This window comes from Kaistia adipata DSM 17808, from assembly GCF_000423225.1.
GTDB lineage: Bacteria > Pseudomonadota > Alphaproteobacteria > Rhizobiales > Kaistiaceae > Kaistia > Kaistia adipata.
In genome coordinates, this window is record NZ_KE383991.1 from 1,396,453 (window position 1) to 1,416,963 (window position 20,511).

20 protein-coding genes are annotated in these 20,511 nt (G+C 67.7%); 12 read left to right on the plus strand and 8 right to left on the minus strand.

Going from position 1 to position 20,511, the window contains the following annotated elements; translation table 11 throughout:
- Nucleotides 1-66 precede the first annotated feature (66 nt).
- The 3 genes from gap to G539_RS0119375 all read left to right on the plus strand — a co-directional run bounded on the left by gap (nt 67) and on the right by G539_RS0119375 (nt 3,636).
- A complete protein-coding gene (gene gap, locus G539_RS0119365; protein ID WP_029076661.1) occupies nt 67-1,074 on the plus strand; it encodes a type I glyceraldehyde-3-phosphate dehydrogenase in 1,008 nt (335 codons plus the stop codon).
- 141 nt (nt 1,075-1,215) lie between these two features.
- A complete protein-coding gene (locus tag G539_RS0119370; protein ID WP_029076662.1) occupies nt 1,216-2,415 on the plus strand; it encodes a phosphoglycerate kinase in 1,200 nt (399 codons plus the stop codon).
- Nucleotides 2,416-2,604: 189 nt separating this feature from the next.
- Nucleotides 2,605-3,636, plus strand: a complete 1,032-nt coding sequence (locus tag G539_RS0119375; protein WP_029076663.1) for a class I fructose-bisphosphate aldolase — start codon at nt 2,605-2,607, stop codon at nt 3,634-3,636.
- 191 nt (nt 3,637-3,827) lie between these two features.
- On the opposite strand, the gene G539_RS0119380 is transcribed toward G539_RS0119375, so the two are convergent.
- The gene (locus G539_RS0119380) at nt 3,828-5,552 is read right to left on the minus strand and encodes an amidohydrolase (protein WP_245576908.1); all 1,725 of its coding nucleotides are present in this window, start codon (nt 5,550-5,552) and stop codon (nt 3,828-3,830) included.
- 515 nt (nt 5,553-6,067) lie between these two features.
- Here G539_RS0119380 and G539_RS0119385 point away from each other — a divergent pair.
- The 3 genes from G539_RS0119385 to G539_RS0119395 all read left to right on the plus strand — a co-directional run bounded on the left by G539_RS0119385 (nt 6,068) and on the right by G539_RS0119395 (nt 8,482).
- On the plus strand, nt 6,068-7,078 hold the full coding sequence (locus G539_RS0119385) for a hypothetical protein (protein ID WP_029076665.1): 1,011 nt from the start codon (nt 6,068-6,070) through the stop codon (nt 7,076-7,078).
- Between the two features lie 2 nt (nt 7,079-7,080).
- The gene (locus G539_RS0119390) at nt 7,081-8,109 is read left to right on the plus strand and encodes a peptidoglycan -binding protein (protein ID WP_029076666.1); all 1,029 of its coding nucleotides are present in this window, start codon (nt 7,081-7,083) and stop codon (nt 8,107-8,109) included.
- A gap of 175 nt (nt 8,110-8,284) precedes the next feature.
- Nucleotides 8,285-8,482: a DUF2283 domain-containing protein gene (locus G539_RS0119395; RefSeq protein WP_029076667.1), complete on the plus strand. Its 198-nt coding sequence runs from the start codon at nt 8,285-8,287 to the stop codon at nt 8,480-8,482.
- On the opposite strand, the gene G539_RS0119400 is transcribed toward G539_RS0119395, so the two are convergent.
- Entirely contained in the window at nt 8,483-10,285 is a 1,803-nt protein-coding gene (locus G539_RS0119400) for an ABC transporter transmembrane domain-containing protein (protein WP_029076668.1), read from the minus strand.
- A 257-nt stretch (nt 10,286-10,542) separates the two neighbouring features.
- Between G539_RS0119400 and rpmE the strand changes: the two genes are divergently transcribed.
- Entirely contained in the window at nt 10,543-10,767 is a 225-nt protein-coding gene (gene rpmE / locus G539_RS0119405) for a 50S ribosomal protein L31 (protein ID WP_029076669.1), read from the plus strand.
- A gap of 293 nt (nt 10,768-11,060) precedes the next feature.
- Here the strand turns inward: rpmE and rcdA are convergent, their stop codons facing one another.
- The gene (gene rcdA, locus G539_RS0119410; protein ID WP_051231815.1) at nt 11,061-11,588 is read right to left on the minus strand and encodes a protease adaptor protein RcdA; all 528 of its coding nucleotides are present in this window, start codon (nt 11,586-11,588) and stop codon (nt 11,061-11,063) included.
- A 254-nt stretch (nt 11,589-11,842) separates the two neighbouring features.
- The gene (locus tag G539_RS0119415; protein WP_029076671.1) at nt 11,843-12,034 is read right to left on the minus strand and encodes a DUF1192 domain-containing protein; all 192 of its coding nucleotides are present in this window, start codon (nt 12,032-12,034) and stop codon (nt 11,843-11,845) included.
- 131 nt (nt 12,035-12,165) lie between these two features.
- Between G539_RS0119415 and G539_RS0119420 the strand changes: the two genes are divergently transcribed.
- The 4 genes from G539_RS0119420 (at nt 12,166) to G539_RS0119435 (ending at nt 16,304) form a co-directional block, all read left to right on the plus strand.
- Nucleotides 12,166-13,146 carry an NAD(P)H-quinone oxidoreductase gene (locus G539_RS0119420; RefSeq protein ID WP_035832085.1) on the plus strand — a complete coding sequence of 327 codons (981 nt, stop codon included), beginning with the start codon at nt 12,166-12,168 and terminating at the stop codon, nt 13,144-13,146.
- Nucleotides 13,147-13,962: 816 nt separating this feature from the next.
- The gene (locus tag G539_RS0119425) at nt 13,963-14,685 is read left to right on the plus strand and encodes a DUF1013 domain-containing protein (RefSeq protein WP_029076673.1); all 723 of its coding nucleotides are present in this window, start codon (nt 13,963-13,965) and stop codon (nt 14,683-14,685) included.
- A 363-nt stretch (nt 14,686-15,048) separates the two neighbouring features.
- Nucleotides 15,049-15,279, plus strand: coding sequence for a 30S ribosomal protein S21 (gene rpsU / locus G539_RS0119430; protein ID WP_029076674.1), 231 nt, complete (start codon nt 15,049-15,051; stop codon nt 15,277-15,279).
- A 137-nt stretch (nt 15,280-15,416) separates the two neighbouring features.
- The gene (locus G539_RS0119435) at nt 15,417-16,304 is read left to right on the plus strand and encodes a tetratricopeptide repeat protein (protein ID WP_084640083.1); all 888 of its coding nucleotides are present in this window, start codon (nt 15,417-15,419) and stop codon (nt 16,302-16,304) included.
- Nucleotides 16,305-16,419: 115 nt separating this feature from the next.
- Here the strand turns inward: G539_RS0119435 and G539_RS0119440 are convergent, their stop codons facing one another.
- Genes G539_RS0119440 through G539_RS0119450 form a run of 3 tightly spaced genes read right to left on the minus strand, consistent with a single transcriptional unit; the run spans nt 16,420 to nt 17,935 of the window.
- Complete coding sequence (locus G539_RS0119440) at nt 16,420-16,899, minus strand: SRPBCC family protein (protein ID WP_029076676.1); 480 nt, start codon at nt 16,897-16,899, stop codon at nt 16,420-16,422.
- Nucleotides 16,896-17,237 carry an ArsR/SmtB family transcription factor gene (locus G539_RS0119445; RefSeq protein ID WP_029076677.1) on the minus strand — a complete coding sequence of 114 codons (342 nt, stop codon included), beginning with the start codon at nt 17,235-17,237 and terminating at the stop codon, nt 16,896-16,898. The genes G539_RS0119440 and G539_RS0119445 overlap by 4 nt, the downstream gene beginning before the upstream one ends.
- An 8-nt stretch (nt 17,238-17,245) precedes the next feature.
- Entirely contained in the window at nt 17,246-17,935 is a 690-nt protein-coding gene (locus tag G539_RS0119450; RefSeq protein WP_029076678.1) for a glutathione S-transferase family protein, read from the minus strand.
- Nucleotides 17,936-18,189: 254 nt separating this feature from the next.
- Here G539_RS0119450 and G539_RS0119455 point away from each other — a divergent pair, with 254 nt between their 5' ends.
- Complete coding sequence (locus G539_RS0119455; protein WP_029076679.1) at nt 18,190-18,993, plus strand: APH(3'') family aminoglycoside O-phosphotransferase; 804 nt, start codon at nt 18,190-18,192, stop codon at nt 18,991-18,993.
- Between the two features lie 105 nt (nt 18,994-19,098).
- On the opposite strand, the gene G539_RS0119460 is transcribed toward G539_RS0119455, so the two are convergent.
- Nucleotides 19,099-20,505 carry an NAD(P)(+) transhydrogenase (Re/Si-specific) subunit beta gene (locus G539_RS0119460; RefSeq protein ID WP_029076680.1) on the minus strand — a complete coding sequence of 469 codons (1,407 nt, stop codon included), beginning with the start codon at nt 20,503-20,505 and terminating at the stop codon, nt 19,099-19,101.
- Nucleotides 20,506-20,511 lie beyond the last annotated feature (6 nt).

Here is a 20,511-nt window from a genome sequence, read left to right on the forward strand (position 1 = left end):
ACCACGGCCGGGCGCAGGCCCGGCCGAAATGACGAAGGCGCCAAGCGCGCCTCAAGGAGATCGAATATGGCGGTGCGGGTTGCTATCAACGGGTTCGGCCGAATTGGCCGCAACATCCTTCGCGCGATTGTCGAGTCGGGCCGGACCGACATCGAGGTCGTCGCGGTCAACGATCTCGGCCCGGTCGAGACCAACGCCCATCTGCTCCGCTTCGATTCGGTCCATGGCCGCTTCCCGCACGAAGTGGTCGTCGACGGCGACACGCTCGTCATCGGCAAGAACCGGATCAAGGTGACGGCGATCAAGAACCCGGCCGAGCTGCCGCACAAGGAGCTCGGCGTCGACATCGCGCTCGAGTGCACCGGCATCTTCACGTCGCGCGAGAAGGCCGCCGCCCATCTCGCCGCCGGCGCCAAGCGCGTCATCGTCTCGGCTCCGGCCGACGGCGCCGACTACACCACTGTGTTCGGCGTCAACCATGAGGGCCTGACGAAGGACCACCTGGTGATCTCGAACGGCTCCTGCACCACCAACTGCCTGGCCCCGGTCGCCAAGGTCCTGCAGGAGACGGTCGGCATCGAGCACGGCTTCATGACGACGGTGCACTCCTACACCGGCGACCAGCCGACGCTCGACACGATGCACAAGGACCTCTACCGCGCCCGCGCGGCGGCCCTCTCCTCGATCCCGACCTCGACCGGCGCCGCCAAGGCGATCGGCCTGGTGATCCCGGAGCTGAAGGGCAAGCTCGACGGCTCGTCGATCCGCGTGCCGACCCCGAACGTCTCGCTGGTCGACCTGAAGTTCGTCGCCAAGCGCGCCACGACGATCGACGAGATCAACGCGGCGATGAAGGCGGCCGCCGCCGGCCCGCTGAAGGGCGTGCTCGCGGTCACCGACCAGCCGAACGTCTCGCACGACTTCAACCACGACCCGCATTCGGCGACGTTCCACCTCGACCAGACCAAGGTCATCGACGGAACCTTCGTGCGCATCCTGGCCTGGTACGACAACGAGTGGGGCTTCTCGAACCGCATGGCCGACATGACGGCCTATTTCGCCACGAAGATCTGATCGGGCGCGGTTCGTCGCAAAGACGATTTGATCCGTAGAAACGAGATCAGCTAGAACCAGATGGCCCGGACGCGTTCCGGGCCATTTTCACATGGGGGGCGTCGCCGCCCCGCCCGGGACGCCCGCAAGGAGTGAGCGCGCATGTCGACCTTCCGCACCCTCGATACCGCAGACGTCAAGGGCAAGCGCGTCCTGATCCGCGTTGACCTGAACGTGCCGATGAAGGACGGCATGGTCACGGACGACACGCGCATCCGCGCCATCCTGCCGACCGTGCGCGACGTCTCGAAGCGCGGCGGCAAGGCGATCCTGCTCGCCCATTTCGGCCGCCCGAAGGGCGAGCGCGTGGCGGACATGTCGCTGGCGCCCGTCGTGCCGGCGCTGGAGACGCTGCTCGGCCGCCCCGTCGCCTTCGCCCATGACTGCATCGGCAACGACGCCGCCCAGGCGATCGCCAAGATGTCGGACGGCGACGTGCTGCTGCTCGAGAACACCCGCTTCCACAAGGGCGAGGAGAAGAACGATCCGATCTTCGTCGCGTCCCTCGCCGAGCTCGGCGACCTCTATGTCAACGACGCCTTCTCCGCCGCCCACCGCGCGCACGCCTCGACCGAGGGCCTCGCCCACCATCTGCCCGCCTATGCCGGCCGCTCCATGCAGGCCGAGCTCGACGCGCTCGGCAAGGCGCTGACCAGCCCGAAGCGCCCCGTGATCGCCATCGTCGGCGGCGCCAAGGTGTCGTCGAAGATCGACCTCCTGGAAAACCTCGTCGGCAAGGTCGACGCGCTGGTGATCGGCGGCGGCATGGCCAACACCTTCCTGCACGCGCAGGGTTTGCCCGTCGGCAAGTCGCTCTGCGAGAAGGACCTCGCCGACACCGCCCGCCGCATCATGGCGAAGGCCGAGAGCGCCAATTGCGCCATCATCCTGCCGGTCGACGCCACCGTCGCCTACCATTTCGAGGCGCATGCCCCGAACCAGACCTACGGCGTCGACGCGATCCCCGAGGACGGCATGATCCTCGACGTCGGCGGCCTGTCGATCGAGCGCATCAGCGCGGCGATCGACGACGCCGCGACGCTGGTCTGGAACGGCCCGCTCGGCGCCTTCGAGATGGAGCCGTTCGATCGCGGCACGGTCGCGGCCGCTCGCCACGCCGCCAAGCGGACGAAGGAGGGACACCTGCTCTCCGTCGCCGGCGGCGGCGACACGGTGGCGGCCCTCAACCATGCCGGAGTCGCCGACGACTTCTCCTATGTATCGACGGCCGGCGGCGCGTTCCTCGAGTGGCTTGAAGGCAAGCCGCTCCCCGGCGTCGAAGTTCTCCGTCGCCAGGACTGAAGATCTTTGCTGCAGTGCAGCACTAGTTTCGACTTTGCGACAATTTGATCCGGTCGATCAAACAACTTCCGTGCTTTCCCGGCGCGGGAGTTGTTTTATTTTGCAGTGCAAAATCTATTGCGACGCGTTATGCAACGGCCGGGTGATCCGGACGGTCCGGATCCGCATCCAGTCAAGAGAACGCTCCGCATGACCGAAAGCCTTCAGGATATTGCCCGCCGTCTCGTCGCGCCCGGAAAGGGCATCCTCGCGGCGGACGAAAGCTCGAGCACGATCAAGAAGCGTTTCGACAGCATCCAGCTGGAATCGACCGCCGACGCCCGGCGCGACTATCGCGAGATGCTGTTCTCGGCCGATGAGGCAATGCGCAACCATGTCTCCGGCGTCATCCTGTTCGACGAGACGATCCGCCAGCAGGCGAAGGACGGCCGCGCGCTGGTCGAGCTGATCACCGCCACCGGCGCGATCCCGGGCATCAAGGTCGACCAGGGCGCCAAGCCCCTCGCCCTCCACCCTGGCGAGACGGTCACCGAGGGCCTCGACGGCCTGCGCGAGCGTCTGGTCGAGTACCACAAGCTCGGCGCCCGCTTCGCCAAGTGGCGGGCCGTGATCACCATCGGCGAGAACCTGCCGACGGCGAGCGCGCTCTCCGCCAACGCCCATGGCCTCGCCCGCTACGCGGCGCTGTGCCAGGAGAACGGCATCGTCCCGATCGTCGAGCCGGAAGTCCTGATGGACAACGCCAACGCCACCCACACGATCGAGACCTGCCACAAGGTCACCGAGGAGACGCTGCGCGTCGTGTTCGAGGAACTCGAGCGCGCCCGCGTCGACCTCGCCGGCATCATCCTGAAGCCGAACATGGTCGTGCCGGGCAAGGACAGCGGCCAGAAGGCCGACCCGTCCGAGGTCGCCGAGCGCACCGTCGCCGTGTTCCGCGCCACCGTGCCGGCCGCGGTTCCGGGCATCGCCTTCCTCTCCGGCGGCCAGTCGGACACGCTTGCAACCGAGCACCTGTCGCGCATCAACGCGATCGGCGACCTGCCCTGGGGCATCACCTTCTCCTATGGCCGCGCCCTGCAGGCGGCCGCGCTCAAGGCCTGGGGCGGCAAGGCGGAGAACGTCGCCGCCGCGCAGCGCGCCTTCCTGCACCGCTGCCGCATGAACGGCCTCGCCGCGCTCGGCCAGTGGAACGCAGAGCTGGAGAGCGAGGTCGCCTGAGCGGCCTCGTCCTGACGCAGACGAAACGCGCCGCCCCGAACGGGGCGGCGCATCATGCCGCAGTCCCATGCCGCAGTCCCATGGCTCGGCGCGGCAACCCCGGCGAACGGCGGACAGCCGCCTGATTGTCGCGTTCTAGCCCCGCTCGTCCGCGCCAGCACGGCAGGACGCGCCCACGGCGGACGGAGCCTCTACGCAACCGGCAGCACGCGGCCTTCCTGCACGGTACCCCAGACCGCAATGTCCTTGATCCCCATCGGATCGACGGTGACGGGATTGTCCGAGAGGATCGTGAAATTGGCGAGCTTGCCAGGCACGATGCTGCCGACATCCTTTTCCATCTGGAGCGAATAGGCGGCATCGAGCGTGACGGCCCGCAAGCCGCCAAGACGGCTGACGCGCTGCTCGGGCCCCCGCAGGTTGCCCTCGTTCGTCACGCGATTCACGCCCGACCAGATCAGGAAGAGCGGCTGGCCGGGAGCCATCGGCATGTCCGAGTGGAAGGAATAGGAGATCCCCGCCCTCTCGACATCCCCCATGCGGACCATCTTGTCGGCGCGCTCCGGATCGAGGCCGTTGGCGCGATAATTGTCGGCGAGCGCGACGGGGTAGTACGGATTGCCACTGACGATCGCGCCCAGACGCCGGATCCGCTTCACCTGGTCCGGGGTGGAGATCGCGAAATGGATGATGACCGTGCGATGATCGGGGCGCGGATGGCGGCGCATGTTGAGCTCGAGCTGATCGAGCACCATGTCGAGCCCCTTGTCGCCGTTGACATGGACATGAAGCTGGTAGCCGAGGTCCCAGTAGACACGGAATGTCCGGGCGAAGAAGTCCGGATCCATCATCCACTCCCCCCTGTGCCCATCCGTGTATCCGCCATTCATCTGCATGGCCTGCGAGAAGATCGCGCCATCGGCGAAGAGCTTCACCTGCTTCGGAAGGTAGGCGGTCATGCCCCGGCCCCAGGAGAGCAACCTTTCGCTCTCGGCGGCAACCTGGTCGTCCGGATAGGCGCCGGTGATCGACTTGCCGTCGGCGATGAAATAGAAGCGGAAGGGCGAGGAAGCGTCGCTGAGGACGGCGTTCTGCGCATCCTGCATCGTCTTCGAGGCCATGCCGCCGGGTTCGCAACCGAGCGTCACGCCATTGGCGTGATAATAGGCCTTCACGAACTCAAGCCCGGAACGCACCCGCTCGGGAGAGGCGATGGCCGGGGCAATCAGGGGCATGACGGCGAAGGCGCCCTGCTCCCAATAGTGGGAGTTGGCGAAGTCCGACTGCGCCCTCGCGCTGTCCGTCAGCCGGTCGAACCACTCCCGGGTCACGCCGTATTTCTTCTCGGCAACGGCATTGAGGAAGAACTCATGCCCGGAACGGTGCCAGACGATGATGGGACGGCCGGTGCTGATGGCGTCGAGGTCGGATCTCTTGAGCTCCCCGTGGAAGTATTGATGGTACCCCCACGTCAACAAGGCCTCGTTCGCGGGCTTCAGCCTCGCGTTCGCTTCGGCAAGACGCGCGAGATACTCGGAGCGGTTCCTGGCGGCCTTCGCCGTGCGCCCCGGCAGCCGCCAGTCCTCGATCGCGATGATCTCGCTTGTCATCGTCAGGGCGGCTAGCATCGGGTGGTCATGCTGGGCGATGAAGCCCGGCACGATGACCTGATCGGCGAAGGTCGTATCCACCTTGTAGGGTTGATCGCCGGCCGCCGTCGCAAGCTCCTCGAACGAGCCGACAGCGAGAATGCGGTCTCCCACCACGGCGACCGCCTCGGCGGTGGGCCTCGCCGGATCGAGCGTCACGATCTCCCTGGCGCGGAAGATCGTCGCCTCCGGCAGCGCCTTCGTGTCGAACTGGTCCGCGATGTCCTGCAGCGAGGCGGTTGCCGCCCGCGCGGGTCCTTGCCCCACCGTCTCGCAAGCGAAAGCGCCGGCCGCCACCGTTGCGGCCCCTCTCAGGATGTGGCGTCGGGACGGAAGAAGGAGGCGACGGAAGGCCTCGGCGAACGCCGGATTGCAGTTGATGCACATCAACGGAACTCCACAGCGCGGCAAGCAGCCGACTAGGCTCCCCGCGGTCGCGGATGTCAACGACTTGCCAGTACGACCCGGTCTCGCGTCCGGCCCGGCCCTGCCCACGCCCCTCTGGTGCCGGCGCGCCGGGCCAGGCCGGTGTTCATAAGGCTGGCCTGCGACCACCTCTGGCCGCGGGTCCATCGGTCCGTGTCCTTGGGGCCGGCGCCAATCGAGAAGGAGGCACTTCCTATCCTGCGGCAAATCACGCTAAACCTTGATCCGCGCGATGCGTTCCCGCCTTGGAAGGGGCGCATCGCGGCAAGGACTTGGCGCGACGATCCGGCCATGCAGTCTGTCTTGGCCGGCACGCGCGGAGTGAAACGGGACGCAGCGTGATCCGGCGGCAAAAGATGGCAAGAGATTTCGACCCCTACAAACTTGCCAGCCCGCAGGTTTATCTCTGGCGCATGATCATCTTCCTGGTCATCGCGGCCTTCGTCGCCCTGATCCTCTATCGCCAGGTCTACACCTCCTTCCTCGCCAATCCGGCGCTGAACGGCGTCATCATCGGCGTCCTGTTCATCGGCATCCTGCTCGCCTTCCGCCAGGTGATCCGCATCTTCCCGGAGGTGCGCTGGGTCAACGGCTTCCGCAACTCCGACCGCTCGATCGAGCTGGAGCGCGCGCCCGTGCTGCTGGCGCCGATGGCCGCCATTCTCGGCGACCGCATCGGCCGCATGTCGATCTCGACCCAGACCATGCGCTCGGTGCTCGATTCGATCCTGATGCGCCTCGACGAGGACCGCGACACCTCGCGCTACCTGACGGGCCTGCTCGTCTTCCTCGGCCTGCTCGGCACCTTTTGGGGCCTGCTCGAGACCGTCGGCGCCGTCGCCGACGCGATCCGCGGCCTCAATATCGGCGCCGGCGACAGCGCCGTGATCTTCGAGGACCTGAAGGCCGGCCTCGAGGGCCCGCTGACCGGCATGGGCACGGCGTTCTCGTCCTCGCTGTTCGGTCTCGCCGGATCGCTGATCCTCGGCTTCCTCGACCTGCAGGCCGGCCAGGCGCAGAACAAGTTCTACACCGAGCTGGAAGACTGGCTCTCCACCGTCACCGATCTCGACCCGAGCATGCTCGACGTGCGCGAGGGCGCCTCGACGGGCGAGGATCTGCGCGCCGCGATCGAGCGTCTCACCGCGGTGGTGCAGGAAGGCGGCGGCGGATCGAGCGGCACCAACCAGCGCGCCACGGCCGCCATGGCCAATCTGGCCGAGGGCATCCAGGGCCTGGTCCAACACATGCGCAGCGAGCAGCAGGTGGTGCGCGGCTGGGTCGAGCAGCAGGCCGACCAGCAGCGCGAGATGCAGCAATTGCTTGAACTGATCGCCAAGGCCCTCAAGCACCCGGCCGGAGAATAGTCGTGGCCGCGCGCGCCCGCCGCCGTGAGGCCAGGAGCGATGTCTGGCCCGCCTTCGTCGACGTGCTGTCGAACCTTCTGCTCGTCTTCATCTTCCTACTCTCGATCTTCGCGCTGCTGCAGTTCCTGCAGAGCCGCGAGATCACCGGCAAGGACACGGTGCTGAACCGGCTGAACAGCCAGATCGCCGAGCTGACCGAGCTGCTCGCCATGGAGCGCGCCGGCAAACAGGACGCGACCGACCAGATCTCCAACCTGCAGGCGAGCCTCGCCTCGATCGAGGCCGAGCGCGACCGGCTCCGCAGCGCCGCCGACAGCCAGTCCGCCGCCGCCGGCTCGGCCGAGGGCCAGATCGCCATCATCACCAAGGCGCTGGAGGACGAGAAGGTCGTCAGCCAGAAGGCGCTGTCGCAGGTCGAGATCCTGAACCAGCAGATCGCCGCGCTGCGCCGCCAGATCGGCGCGCTGGAGGAGGCGCTGAACGCCTCGGAGAAGCGCGACACCGAGAGCCAGACCAAGATCGCCGATCTCGGCCGCCGCCTGAACGTCGCGCTCGCCCAGCGCGTGCAGGAACTGTCGCGCTACCGCTCCGACTTCTTCGGCCGCCTGCGCGAGATCCTCGGCAACCGGCCCGACATCACCATCGTCGGCGACCGCTTCGTGTTCCAGTCGGAAGTTCTGTTCCCGTCCGGCTCGGACGAGATCAACGCCGAGGGCCGCGTCGAGCTGGCCAAGCTCGCCGAGGCGCTGAAGACGCTCGAGGGCGAGATCCCGCCGGAGATCGCCTGGGTGCTGCGCGTTGACGGCCACACCGACGCCCGCCCGCTCTCAGGCTCCGGCCGCTTCCGCAACAACTGGGAACTGTCGTCGGCCCGCGCCATCGCGGTCGTGCGCTTCCTGGTCGAGCAGGGCGTGCAGCCGATCCACCTGGTCGCCGCCGGCTTCGGCGAGTTCCAGCCGCTCGAAGCGGGCTCCACCGACGCCGCCTACGCCAGGAACCGCCGCATCGAGCTGAAGCTGACCGAGCGGTAGGCGCGCGAACACGATAGACACCGCAGCAGGTCGATCCGCACTTCCCTTCACCTCTCCCTGAGGGAGAGGTGAAGGGAAGCGCTCGCCATCTGGGCCTGACACCAAAGGCGGTCTTTGTGCCGGAAAGCGATCGCAATAGGGTGATCACCGCATTCCTCGACCGAGGCCCACGCCGATGAAAACCGCCTATGACAGCGAGACCGACGCGCTCTATCTCCGCTTCACGGACGCCGCGATCCTGGAGAGCGAGGAGATTCGTCCAGGCCTGATTCTCGACTTCGACCAGAACGGCAAGATCGTCGCCGTCGAGATTCTCGACGCCTCGCAGCATCTCGCGCCGGGAACCGACCTGGCGCGCCTCGTCGCGGCCTGATCAGGCCGCGTCGTCGCGGAACTGCAGCCGCGCCAGGCGAGCATAGAGGCCGCCCTGGCGCACCAGCTCCTCATGCGTGCCTTCCTCGACGATCTCGCCGCCATCCATCACGAGGATGCGGTCGGCCTTGAGGATGGTCGCGAGCCGGTGCGCGATGACGATCGTCGTGCGGCCGACCATCAGTTCGTCCAGCGCCTGCTGCACCGCCACCTCGCTCTCGGCGTCGAGCGCGCTCGTCGCCTCGTCGAGCAGCAGGATCGGCGCGTCCTTGAGGATGGCGCGCGCGATGGCGATGCGCTGGCGCTGGCCGCCCGAAAGCGTCACGCCGCGCTCGCCGAGCTCGGTCTCGTAGCCCTGCGGCAGCGCCGCGAGGAAATCGTCGGCATGCGCCGAGACCGCGGCGCGGCGGATCGCCGCCTCGTCGGCGCCGGGACGGCCGAGGGCGATGTTCTCGGCCGCGCTGGCGGCGAAGATGAAGGTATCCTGCGGCACGATGGCGATCCGGCCGCGCAGCGCCACCGGATCGAGGTCGCGGACGTCGATGCCATCGAGCGTGACACGGCCGCGCTGCGGGTCGTAGAAGCGCAGCAACAGGTTGAACAGCGTGCTCTTGCCGGCGCCGGACGGGCCGACCACGGCGACGCGCTCGCCGGGCGCGACATGGAACGAGACGTCGCGGATCGCCGCGCCCCTGCCCCCTTCTGGATAGCCGAAGCCGACAGCGTCGAAGGTGACCGCGCCCTTGACCGGCTCGGGGAGGACGGAAGGCCGGGTCGGCGCCGCGATCGACGGTTTCTCCGCCAGGATCTCGGCCAGGCGCTCGGCCGCGCCGGTGGCGTTGGCAATATCGCCCCAGACCTGCGACAGCTCGCCGAGCGCGCCGGCGGCGATCACCGCATAGATCAGGAACTGGCCGAGCGTGCCCGGCGTCATGCGGCCGGCAAGCACGTCCTGCGCGCCCCACCAGAGCACCGCCACCATGCTGGCGAACACCATGAAGATGCCGAAGCCGGTCAGCGCGGCGCGGGCCCGCGTCGAATTGCGCGCCGCGACGAAGGCGTTCTCGACGCTTCCCGCGAAGCGCCGCGACACGCTCGCCTCGGCCGTGAACGACTGCACGATGCGCATCGCGCCGATCGCTTCCGACGCGTAGGCCGACGCATCGGCCAGCATGTCCTGCGCCTTGCGCGAGCGCAGCCGGACGCGGCGGCCGAAGCCGACCAGCGGCAGCACGATGATCGGCAGCGCCAGCAGGACGAGGCCGGACAGCTTCGGGCTGGTGAAGATCATCATCGCCGCGCCGCCGAGGAACATCACGAGATTGCGCAGCGCGATCGAGATGTTGGCGCCGGCGACCGCCTTGATCTGGGTGGTGTCGGCCGTCAGCCGCGCGGCGATCTCGCCGGAGCGGTTGCGGTCGAAGAAGTCGATGCCGAGGGCGGCGAGATGGCGAAACACGTCGGCGCGCAGATCGGCGACGACGCGCTCGCCGAGCCAGGTGACGAAATAGAAGCGCAGGCTGGAGGCGAGCGCCAGCACGGCGACGACGCCGATCAGCGCCATGAAATAGGTGTTGATCGCGCCGGCCCCGTCCGCCGTGAAGCCATGGTCGATCATGCGGCGGACGGCGAGCGGAACCGTCAGCGTCGCGAGCGCCGCCAGCACGAGGGCGAAGCCGGCGCCGGCGAGCTGGGGCTTGCGCCGCAGGACGTAGGGCAGCAGCATGGCGAGCGGCTTCAGCGAGCGGCGGCCCGCCCTGCCCGGCTCGTCGGCGCGGGATCGACCCTCTGCATCGGTCGGCATCGTGTCTCGAACGGCCATCGGCACCCGTCAACGATCTGGACTGGGGGCCTCGGCCCCGGTTGCGCCTAGATGCACCGATGACCGCGGTGTTTCAAGGCAAGCCGCCTCTTGTGCCGGCCCGAACGCTGGGCTATATCGTCGCCCCACAGGACGGCCCGTCGCAGGCAGCCGTTTTTCCCATTGATCAGGACGGCGCCTCCGCCTTGGCGGGCGACGACCATGCGGTCCCGAACGGACCGAGCCGCGAGGACCAGACGATGAAGAAAGACATTCATCCCGACTACCACACGATCAAGGTCGTGATGACGAACGGCACCGAATACTTCACCAAGTCGACCTATGGTGAAGAGGGCTCCGTCATGAACCTCGACATCGACCCGACGACGCACCCCGCCTGGACGGGCGGCAACCAGACGCTGCTCGATCGCGGCGGTCGCGTCTCGCGCTTCAACAACAAGTTCAAGGGCTTCATCGGCGGCTAAGCTGCCCCGAAGCACTTCGGATAGGAAAACCCGGCCTCTGGCCGGGTTTTTTTGTTTTTGCGGTCGTCAAGAGCTCGAGCGTCATCCCGGCGAAGGCCTGTTCTTCGGCGGGGTCCAAAATATCCTACTTCACCTCTCCCTGAGGGAGAGGTCGACGGCCGAAGGCCGGCGGGTGAGGGTTTAGGGAACCATCCGGTGAGGCCGTAAACCCTCACCCGGAGCTTCGCTCCGACCTCTCCCTCAGGGAGAGGTGAGGACAGCGCTCTTCACTCGGTCGCGCCAAGGCATGCGCCCTACTCGCGGCCGCCGCCAAAAGCGCGCGCCAGCTGGCCGAGCTGGCGGCTGACCGGGTTCTCGGCCGGTGTCTCGGCATTGGCGGCGTTGTAGATGGCGTCGTCGAGCCGGATGACGCGCTCCTGCAGGCGGATCGAGCGCTCGATCAGGTCGCGCAGCCGCTCCGGCAAATCGTCCCAGCCCGCCCCTTCCGTCGCCGAGCCGAAGCCCCGCAGCCGCACCTTGGCCTTTTCGGCCCCGGCCTGCTCGAAGGTCATCTCGCCCTCGTTGACGGCGCGCTGCAGCAGCAGCCACGACGCCAGCTGCATCAGCCGCGTCGTCAGCCGCATCGATTCGGTGGCATAGCTGAGCGAACCGCCGCGCGGCAGGTCGCGCGAATCGGCCCGACCGTCACCGTCGAGATAGGCGGCGGTCTCCTCGACCAGTAGCATGCCCTCGCGAAACAGGCCGCGAAAGGTGTCGGAATGCGCGAAACGCTGGCCGAATACGATCGGCGCGTCGAGATGCCCAGGGCTGTCGTCTGTCATGAAGTCGTTCCGTCGCGCCAGCATGCCGATCCCGCGCGGATTCGGGCGGGGCGCAAGTTTCACGGATTTTGCCGCCGATCGGATCCGAAGTCAAAAAAAGAGCCGCGGGAAACGGCTCTTTTGAGGCGACAGAGGGAGGAGTCCAACAGAGAAGTTACCACTCACATCCAGATCGCTGGATGGCATGATTACGCGCCCATAACCTTAACGAGTCGTTAACGGGCCTGGCCTGCGGACGCGGCGTCTCCCTCCGGCTAGCTCTTGAAGAACGAGGACGCCGCGGCGCGCGATGCCGTCTTGGCCGAGATCGCCTCGCGCAGGCGGCCGATCTCGCCCTCCAGCAGTTCGATCCGCGCCTCGAGTTCATCGATCGAAAGGCGGCCCAGCTCCTCCCCGATCCGGTGCGGCGCCGGCTTCTCCACCGGCAGATCGTCGAAAAGTGCCATGGTGCACTCCGTCTCGTTTTGGCTCCCGTCTGGCCCTAAGAATAGCAACATCGCGCCGGCCTGCCAGCCGCGCCGCCCTCGAGAGGAGTTCCGCGTTGTCCACGCCCGCCGAATCCGCCCTGCCCGCCACCATGACCGTGATCGCGATCTCCGAGCCCGGCGGCCCGGACGTCCTGCGGCCCGAGACGCGGCCGCTGCCGCATCCCTTCGAGCACGAGATCCTGATCCAGGTGGCGGCCGCCGGCGTCAACCGGCCCGACGTCGTGCAGCGCCAGGGCCATTATCCGCCGCCGAAGGGCGCCTCCGACCTGCCCGGGCTGGAGGTCGCCGGCCATGTCGTGGCGCTCGGCCGCAATGCGAGCCGCTTCAAGCTCGGCGATGCCGTGACGGCGCTCGTCGCCGGCGGCGGCTATGCCGAATATGTCGCCGTCAACGAGACCAATGCGCTCCCCGTCCCGGCCGGCCTGTCGCTGGTCGAGGCGGCGGCCCTGCCGGAAACCTTCTTCACCGTCTGGCACAACGTGTTCGAGCGCGCCGGCCTGAAGCCGGGCGAGACGCTGCTCGTGCATGGCGGCTCCTCCGGCATCGGCACGACGGCGATCCAGCTCGGCCGCGCCTTCGGCGCCACGGTGCTGGCGACGGCCGGCTCGGCGGAGAAATGCGCCGCCTGCCTCGAGCTCGGCGCCAGCCGCGCCATCAACTATCTCAAGGAGGATTTCGTCGAGGCGGTGAAGGAGGCGACCGATCGCAAGGGCGCCGACGTCATCCTCGACATGGTCGGCGGCGACTATATCGAACGCAATTTCGACGCCGCGGCGCTCGACGGGCGCATTGCTCAGATCGCCTTCCTGAACGGTCCCGTCGTCGAGGTGAACTTCAACCGCCTGCTCACCAAGCGGCTGACGCTGACCGGCTCGACGCTGCGCCCGCGCACCGTCGCCTTCAAGGGTGCGCTCGCCGCGGCATTGCAGGAAAAGGTCTGGCCGCTGATCGAGAACGGCACGATCCGGCCGCGCATCGACGCCACCTTTCCGCTCGCCGGGGCCGCCGAAGCGCATCGCCGGATGGAAAGCTCCGGCCATATCGGCAAGATCGTGCTGACCGTCGGTTAACCATGGCGGCACGAAATCCGGTCGTCCCTGCAACCACGCCGCGCTTTTGCCGTTGGATCACCGCAGGCGGCCCCGCGACGATCAGCATCCCCTAGCGTCAGCTCCGGTCTCCGCCTGTCGAACCCCTCGGCCGACAGGCTGAGGCGGCGCGGAAGGCTATCGCCGAGGTCGCCGGCGAGTAGAATTTCGACGCCGAAGAGACGTGACGCCACGTTTCCTCTTCGTGGAACGGGTTGATTCGATGTAAGATTGCGACCGCCGGTGCAACTCGCACCCCGGAGGACAACATGCAACGCCAAAATACTTGGATATGGGTCGTCGTGGTGATCATCGTTCTGGTGATTGCCTATTTCTGGTGGAAGTCGAGAACGCCCGTCGCACCGCCCACGCCGCCCGCGGCCGAGCAGTCCGCTCCGGCGCCCGCGCCGGCTACCCCGGCACCGGAAGCACCGAAGCCCGCCGAGCCTGCGCCTGCGCCGACGCCTCCGGCGGCCGAGCCCGCTCCGGCTCCGGCCACGCCGGCCCCGGCCGAGCCCGCGACGCCCCCGGCCACGACGCCGTAGCCGGACGCCAGCGCGCGCGGGCCTCGCCCGCGCGTCGCGCCATCACGGGGTCCGCCGGCGCAGGGGCACGGCGGGCCCCTTTTCGTCTGCGAGGACGGCGCGGCCCGGCCGGTCGCGCGATTTTGACGGCGATCGTCGCGCAAGCTTCGTTTGCGTCGCTGCGGGCAGCGGTCTATATATCGGCCATTCCCGTCATTCAGACGTTTTGCTCAGCTCCCCCGGCGACCACCTGGAGAGCGACCAGGAGAGAATTATGTCGACTATCCCGCTGATGCCGAAGGCAACCGCCGTATGGCTCGTCGAGAATACCTCTCTCGGCTTTGACCAGATCGCCGACTTCTGCAAGCTGCACCCGCTCGAGGTGAAGGCGATCGCCGACGGCGAGGCGGCCACCACGATCAAGGGTCTCGATCCCGTCTCGACGGGCCAGCTGACGCGCGAGGAGATCGACCGCGCCCAGCGCGATCCGAAGTACCGCCTGAAGATGGCCGAGACGCGCGTCCGCGTGCCGGTGCAGAAGCGCAAGGGCCCGCGCTACACCCCGGTCTCGCGCCGCCAGGACCGTCCGAACGCCATCCTCTGGCTGCTCAAGAACCACCCCGAGCTCAAGGACGCGTCGATCATGCGCCTCGTCGGCACCACCAAGCCGACGATCGATTCGATCCGCGACCGCAGCCACTGGAACTCGGCCAACCTGTCGCCGATGGATCCGGTGACGCTCGGCCTCTGCTCGCAGATCGATCTCGACTTCGAGGTCGAGAAGGCCGCCAAGAACGCGCCGCCGCGCGAGCCGGGCGCCGAGGGCGAGGTGCTGCTGCCGGCCGAGGAGACGACCGCCGCCGACGCGCTGGCCGCCGCCGCGCTGCGCTCCTACCGCCGCGACGAGGCGAAGGAGGACGAGCTCGACGCCGACGCCGTCTTCGCCAAGCTGAAGTCGCTGAAGGGCCCGGTCGAGGACGACGAGGACGACCAGTAAGGTCCGAATCGCGCCCCGCGCCTCGAACAGAGCCCTCGCCCATCGGCGGGGGCTTTTCTTTCGCAGCCTCCGCGACTCGCCCGGCGAGTCGCGGACCTGCCGAAACGGCAGGAAATGCGTTTCACCCCGCGCACGGCGCTGTTGCGATTCCGCCGCTGCCGCCCCGAACCGGCCCGAAAATGCAGGCCCCGGCAGGCAAAAAGCCGATTTTCCGGCATTGCGGGGCGGTTCGCTTTGACAGGCGCCGGGCGCTTCTGCTAATAGACGCCCCACAATCGGGACGATGTTTCCTAGCGGCTTTCGCTGCACTCCTCGTCTCGCCCGAGAATTCATCCGGATCGGATCAAGATAGGACGCTCCCGCGTGCAGGTACTCGTTCGCGACAACAACGTCGATCAGGCGCTCAAGGCTCTCAAGAAGAAGATGCAGCGTGAAGGCATCTTCCGCGAGATGAAGCTCCGCAACTTCTACGAGAAGCCCTCGGAGAAGAAGGCTCGCGAGAAGGCCGAGGCCGTCCGCCGCGCCCGCAAGCTGGCCCGCAAGCGCGCCCAGCGCGAAGGTGGCCTGGTCGCCGCGCCGAAGGCGAAGCGCTGACAAGCAGGGCGCGCGCCCTGCTTTCGCCTGCTTTTTCGCTATGAAGTTCTAAGTAACGAGCCCGGTTCGCCGGGTTCGTTGCTTTTTGCCATCTGCGCTCACCTCATCCGCATGGGCGCCGCCTAGGAGCATTGCCCATGATTGGGTTCGGCAGGATCGCGCGCGTGAACTTGGCTACGGACCCGACGGCGACCGGACGCCGTCCGCTGCCGGGGCCTGCCATGGCCGCGCTCCTGGGCGCGCTGGCGCTGGCCGGCTGCCAGTCCTCCGGACCGCATGATTTCGGCAACGACGTCGACCGCGCCATGGGCTCGGAGGCGAACATCTCGTCGCTCAGCGCCGTGGTGAACCAGAACCCGAGCGACGCCTCCGGCTACAATGTGCGCGGCACCGCGCTCGGCCGCGCCGGCCGCTACGAGCAGGCGCTGGCGGACTTCAACAAGGCGATCGAGATCAATCCGGGCTTCTACCAGGCCTACTCGAACCGCGCGCTGGTCAAGCGCAACCTGAAGCAGGACGGCGCGGCGCTGGCCGACTACAACACCTCGATCCAGCTCAACCCGAGCTATCACGAGGCCTATGTCGGGCGCGGCAACCTCTATCGCTCGCAGGGCCAGATGGATTACGCGCTCGCCGATTTCTCCAAGGCGATCGAGCTCGAGCCAAACGATCCGAAGGCCTACAACAACCGCGCGCTGATCTACCAGGGCCGTGGCCGGCACGAGGACGCGATCGCCGACTTCACCGCCGCGCTGACCTACGCGCCGAACGCCGTGCCGCCGCACCAGGCGCGCGGCCTCTCCTATCTCGCCACCGGCGACTACAAGTCGGCGCTCGACGACTTCTCCGCCGTCGTCCGCGCCGACAAGAACAGCTACGAAGGCTGGACCAACCAGGGCATCGCGCTGGAGAAGCTCGGCGAGCGCGACGCGGCGCATGCCGCCTTCGCCCGCGCCCAGCAGCTGAACTCGGGCTATGCCCCGGCGCGCGACGGCCTCCGCCGCACGGCCAAGGCCGGCGTCTGAGCGGACGCGCGACGTCGCCGCGATTCCTCCCGACGAATCGACGAGACCTTTGAACCCGAATCGCGACGGCGGACCGATACGTCATCCGCCGTCTTGACGAGATCCGGCCCCGGCCTCAGTGCCGGACGGCCATTTCGCCGGCGAGGATGTCGGCCAGCCGGTCCAGCCCCGCCTCCGTCCCCGCCAAGCGCTGATCCCGGGCCCCTGCCCCGCCTCCGATCATCGCGACCTGCTCGGTGAAGGTCATCCGCGTCTTCGCGCCCACCGGCGCCAGCAGGATCGTCACCAGCGACGCCGACAGCCGCGCCCCGGCGAAGCTCATCTCATAGGCGTAGATGATCCGGCTCGGCGCGACGATATCGAGATAATGCGCGTGAAAGGTCTGCTCGGCGCCGTCGGGCGTGCGCCAGCGCTTGGCCTCGGTGCCGCCGGCGCGAAAGTCGCACCGGTCTTCCAGAACGGTCCAGTCCGGATGGCAGCTGTTCCAGCGCGCCTTCAGATCCGCGTCCGACCAGAAGCGGAACGCATGCGCCGGACTGGCGGAAAAATCCCGCTCGATGACGAAGCTCGTATGCTCGACGCGTTCGGCCGTCATGGATCCTGCTCCTCCTCGGGAAAGGCCAGCATCGCACGCTCGAGCCGGTCGAACGAGGCGTTCAGCATGGCCTCGCGCTGCGCCACCCAATGCTGGATGGCACCAAAGGCGGTGGGGCTGATCGCATAGGTGCGGACCCGGCCCGTCTTGCTGGAGACGACGATGCCGCCCTCCTCCAGCACCCTGAGATGCTTGAGCGCGGAGGGAAGCGCCATGCCGGCGGGCTCGGCCAGTTCCTTGACCGAGGCGGGATGACGACAAAGTCGCTCGACCATGCCCCGCCGGCCCGGATCAGCCAGCGCGCTGAACACGCGATCGAGTGTCGACGAATCCATCATCCGCCCCTTCACGCCTCCGCGGGATCGAGGAAGCGCCGCGGCATCTTCTCGCGATAGGGGTAGAGGTGGAAATAGGGGCGCGCCTCGTCGAGCGTGCGCCGCACCGAGGGCCGCGCCATCAGATCCTCGAAATAGGCCGCGAGCCTCGGTTGGTCCGGCGCGAAGGGATGCACGATCGACGCATAGAAGAGTGCCGGCGTCGCCGCGCAATCGGCGATGGTGAAGGCCTCCCCGCGTACGATCGGCCCGCCCGCCAGCCGCGCCTCGATCATGCCATAGGCCATGTCCAGCGCCCGGTGCGCCTCGGCCAGGCCGGCGGGGTCCTTGCTCCCCTCGGGGCGCATGCGATCGAGGACGATCTTCTGCATCGGCACATGCACGTAGAGATCGAAGAAGCGATCCCAGAGCCGCGCCTCGAGCCGAGCCTCGGGATCCCTCGGCAGCAGCGCGACGGGGCCGGGATAGCGCCGGTCGAGATATTCGATGATGATGCTGGTTTCGGGAATGACGCGATCCTTGGCGCTGTCATGCAGCACCGGGATCTTGCCGACCGGCCATTTGTCCAGGAGCGCCGCCGTCGACCCCTCGTCGGCGAAATCGACCATCCGCGGCGTGAACGGCGTGCCGTTCTCATAGAGCGCGATCAGCACCTTGTGGCAGAAGGAGGCGAGCGGATGCAGGTAGAGCGTCAACGACATGGCGGCGGGCTCCGGTTCAGTTTCCCTGAGCGGAAACTCTCCTTCGCGGCGCGACGCCTGTCAAGAATGGTTTCCGCAGCTGGAAAGTAATTCCCGCGCCCGCCACGAGCTCACGAGGCCAACAGGCGACCGACGCGCAATAGGGGCCGAAGAATGGACTGGGGCAGTCGGGGCTTGGCCCGCCAAGGTTCAGCCCGGCATTTCCGGCTCGGCACCGGACCGACTGGCCGCGCCATAGACGAAGGATTTTTTTCATGAATCTGGATGACGCCTTGCCGGACGGTTCGCAAGGCCGCTGGCTGCCCTTCAGGAACGGCGAGTCCGGCGACCGGGTCTATCGCCGGGAGGATGGCCTCGCCTATGCGAAGCTTGTGCCCGCGACCCGCGCCCGCGAGCTGGCCGGGGAACGCGATCGGCTCGCCTGGCTTCGCGGCCGCGACATCGCCTGTCCCGAGGTCGTCGACTGGCTCGATACCGGGGACGAAGCCTGCCTGGTGATGACGGCGATCCCCGGCATACCGGCGGTCGATTTGTCGGGCGCCGAGCTGCTCAGGGCCTGGCCGTCCATGGCGCGGAGCCTGACAGCCATCCATCGGCTGCCGGCTGACCAGTGCCCGTTCGAACGCGGCCTGGCGTCCATGTTCCGGCGCGCCGTCGATGTCGTGTCCCGCGACGCCGTCAACCCGGACTTCCTGCCCGATGACGACAAGGACAGGCCCGCCGCGGAGCTTCTGGCCCGCGTCGAACGAGAAATGCCGACCCGGCTCCGCCAGGAAGCCGCCGACAGGGTGGTGTGTCATGGCGACCCCTGCCTGCCCAATTTCATGGTCGATCCGGACAGTCTCCAATGCACCGGGCTGATCGATCTCGGTCGTCTCGGAACGGCGGACCGCTATGCCGATCTGGCGCTCATGGTCGCCAATGCCGAAGAGGGCTGGACAACGGCCGACCAGGCCGACGACGCCTTCGCCGCCCTGTTCGCGAGCCTCAACATCACGACGCCGGATCGCGACCGCCTGGCCTTCTATCTGCGCCTCGATCCGCTCACCTGGGGCTAGCGTCCGCATCGGCAGCTCATCCTTTGGAGCGTGCCTGACGCGCCCCCAATGAAAAAGGCCGCCCCGGGGGCGGCCTTTCTGTATCGCGTGCCGAAGGCCTCGAGCTCAGTCGAGCGCCTTGACGATGCTCTCGACCATCTTCTTCGCGTCGGCGAAGAGCATCATCGTGTTGTCCTTGAAGAACAGCTCGTTCTCGACGCCGGCATAGCCGGAACCCATGCCGCGCTTGATGAACAGCACCGTGCCGGCCTTCTCGACGTCGAGGATCGGCATGCCGAAGATCGGCGAGGTCGGGTCGGTCTTGGCGGCCGGGTTGGTGACGTCGTTGGCGCCGATGACGAAGGCGACGTCGGCCTGGGCGAACTCCGAATTGATGTCCTCGAGCTCGAAGACCTCGTCATACGGCACGTTCGCCTCGGCCAGCAGCACGTTCATGTGGCCCGGCATGCGGCCCGCCACCGGATGGATGGCGTACTTCACCTCGACGCCCTCGGCCTTCAGCTTGTCGGCCATCTCGCGCAGCGCGTGCTGCGCCTGCGCCACCGCCATGCCGTAGCCCGGCACGATGATGACCTTGGACGCGTTCTTCATGATGAAGGCGGCGTCGTCGGCCGAGCCCTGCTTGACCGGACGCTGCTCGACCGCGCCGCCGGCTGCCGCCGCGGCCGTCTCGCCGCCGAAGCCGCCGAGGATGACCGAGATGAACGAGCGGTTCATGCCCTTGCACATGATGTAGCTGAGGATCGCGCCCGACGAGCCGACCAGCGCGCCGGTGATGATCAGCGCGGTGTTGCCGAGCGTGAAGCCGATGCCGGCGGCGGCCCAGCCCGAATAGGAGTTCAGCATCGACACGACGACGGGCATGTCGGCGCCGCCGATCGGGATGATGATGAGACCGCCGAGCACGAGCGAGACGATCACGATCAGCCAGAACACCAGGTGGCTCTCGGTGAAGACCAGCGCGATGATCAGCGCCACCAGCAGGATGGCGAGGCCGGCATTGATCATGTGGCGACCGGCCAGCAGGATCGGCTTGCCCGACATGTTGCCATTGAGCTTGGCGAAGGCGATGACCGAGCCGGTGAAGGTGATCGCGCCGATGGCGACGCCGAGCGACATCTCGACCAGCGCCTGGCCGTGGATGTGGCCGATGTCGCCGATGCCGAAGGCGGCGGGCGCGTAGAGGGCCGCGGCCGCCACCATGACGGCGGCGAGGCCGACCAGCGAGTGGAAGGCGGCGACCAGCTGCGGCATCGCCGTCATGGCGATGCGGCGGGCGATCACCGCGCCGATGCCGCCACCGATGGCGAGACCGACGATGATCAGGCCCCAGGCGGTCGCGCTCTTCGGCGCGGCCAGCACCAGCGTCGTCAGGATGGCGATCGCCATGCCGACCATGCCGTAGAGATTGCCCTGGCGCGAGGTGGCGGGGCTCGAGAGCCCGCGCAGCGCCATGATGAAGAGGACGCCGGAGACGAGGTAGAACAGCGCCGTGATATTTGCGGTTGTCATCGGCGC

What these genes read in the sequence shown, in the direction of transcription:
- G539_RS0119425 (WP_029076673.1), top strand. Translation starts at nt 13,963, where the DNA reads ATGTCGACTATCCCGCTGATGCCGAAGGCAACCGCCGTATGGCTCGTC.
- G539_RS0119370 (WP_029076662.1), top strand. Translation starts at nt 1,216, where the DNA reads ATGTCGACCTTCCGCACCCTCGATACCGCAGACGTCAAGGGCAAGCGC.
- G539_RS0119445 (WP_029076677.1), bottom strand. Translation starts at nt 17,237, where the DNA reads ATGATGGATTCGTCGACACTCGATCGCGTGTTCAGCGCGCTGGCTGAT.
- G539_RS0119415 (WP_029076671.1), bottom strand. Translation starts at nt 12,034, where the DNA reads ATGGCACTTTTCGACGATCTGCCGGTGGAGAAGCCGGCGCCGCACCGG.
- G539_RS0119450 (WP_029076678.1), bottom strand. Translation starts at nt 17,935, where the DNA reads ATGTCGTTGACGCTCTACCTGCATCCGCTCGCCTCCTTCTGCCACAAG.
- G539_RS0119400 (WP_029076668.1), bottom strand. Translation starts at nt 10,285, where the DNA reads ATGCCGACCGATGCAGAGGGTCGATCCCGCGCCGACGAGCCGGGCAGG.
- G539_RS0119435 (WP_084640083.1), top strand. Translation starts at nt 15,417, where the DNA reads ATGATTGGGTTCGGCAGGATCGCGCGCGTGAACTTGGCTACGGACCCG.
- G539_RS0119420 (WP_035832085.1), top strand. Translation starts at nt 12,166, where the DNA reads ATGACCGTGATCGCGATCTCCGAGCCCGGCGGCCCGGACGTCCTGCGG.
- rpmE (WP_029076669.1), top strand. Translation starts at nt 10,543, where the DNA reads ATGAAGAAAGACATTCATCCCGACTACCACACGATCAAGGTCGTGATG.
- gap (WP_029076661.1), top strand. Translation starts at nt 67, where the DNA reads ATGGCGGTGCGGGTTGCTATCAACGGGTTCGGCCGAATTGGCCGCAAC.
- G539_RS0119460 (WP_029076680.1), bottom strand. Translation starts at nt 20,505, where the DNA reads ATGACAACCGCAAATATCACGGCGCTGTTCTACCTCGTCTCCGGCGTC.
- G539_RS0119455 (WP_029076679.1), top strand. Translation starts at nt 18,190, where the DNA reads ATGAATCTGGATGACGCCTTGCCGGACGGTTCGCAAGGCCGCTGGCTG.
- G539_RS0119440 (WP_029076676.1), bottom strand. Translation starts at nt 16,899, where the DNA reads ATGACGGCCGAACGCGTCGAGCATACGAGCTTCGTCATCGAGCGGGAT.
- G539_RS0119375 (WP_029076663.1), top strand. Translation starts at nt 2,605, where the DNA reads ATGACCGAAAGCCTTCAGGATATTGCCCGCCGTCTCGTCGCGCCCGGA.
- G539_RS0119385 (WP_029076665.1), top strand. Translation starts at nt 6,068, where the DNA reads ATGGCAAGAGATTTCGACCCCTACAAACTTGCCAGCCCGCAGGTTTAT.
- rcdA (WP_051231815.1), bottom strand. Translation starts at nt 11,588, where the DNA reads ATGACAGACGACAGCCCTGGGCATCTCGACGCGCCGATCGTATTCGGC.
- G539_RS0119395 (WP_029076667.1), top strand. Translation starts at nt 8,285, where the DNA reads ATGAAAACCGCCTATGACAGCGAGACCGACGCGCTCTATCTCCGCTTC.